We start from the raw sequence: 823 nt of genomic DNA, 5'->3' as shown, positions 1-823 counted from the left end.
CTGCGCTACGGCTTCGATATCGGCAACATCGCCCTGCAAGAGTCCCTGACCTACCTGCACGGCAGCCTGTTCATGCTGGCCATCGCCTACACCCTGGCCGAAGACGAGCATGTCCGGGTGGATGTTCTTTACCAGCGCTTCAGCCCGCGCGGCCGGGCCTGGGTTAACCTGCTGGGCACCCTGTTGCTGCTATTTCCGGTGTGTGCCGCCATGTTCTGGTTGTCACTGGACTATGTGGCCAGCAGCTGGCGCGAGCAGGAAGGTTCCGCCAATGGCGGCCTGCCCTTTGTCTATCTGCTCAAGACCCTGCTGCTGGTGCTGCCCGCGCTGCTGACCGTTCAGGCCATCGCCGAACTGTTACGCCACGGCCTGACGCTACTGGGCGCCAGCCCACCCGCCAGGATCAGCGAACACGACCAGCACCCGGAGGAGGGCCTGTGATGGAATGGCTCCCGCTGCTGATGTTCGTGGCTGTCTGCCTGGTGTTGCTCACCGGCTACCCGGTGGCCTTTGCTCTGGGCGGCACCGCGCTGCTGTTTGCGGCCGGCGGCATCCTCACCGGCACCTTTTCCCCCTCGGACCTGACCTTTGTGCCCAACCGGCTGTTCGGCATTATCGAGAACAGCACCCTGATGGCGGTACCGCTATTCGTGTTCATGGGGGTAATGCTGGAAAAATCCCGGGTGGCGGAGAAGCTGCTGTCCAGCATGGGTCAGCTGTTCGGCCCGTTACCCGGCGGAATGGGGCTGGCGATCATCCTGGTGGGCGCCCTGCTGGCCGCCAGCACCGGCATTGTGGGCGCCACCGTAGTCACCATGGGCCT

General features: G+C 64.2%; 2 protein-coding genes. Both read left to right on the top strand.

Translation table 11 applies throughout. The features are described from left to right. Nucleotides 1-441 (top strand): TRAP transporter small permease subunit (locus tag A3730_RS07965; protein ID WP_063537871.1); only part of this gene is annotated, 441 nt, incomplete at its 5' end. Then, a partial coding sequence (locus A3730_RS07960) for a TRAP transporter large permease subunit (RefSeq protein ID WP_156501072.1) occupies nucleotides 441-823 on the top strand: 383 nt, incomplete at its 3' end. The genes A3730_RS07965 and A3730_RS07960, both read left to right, overlap by 1 nt.

The organism is Alcanivorax sp. HI0044 (assembly GCF_001634945.1).
Note: the sequence above shows the minus strand (reverse complement) of the source record. Positions and strands in the feature narration are given on the sequence as shown.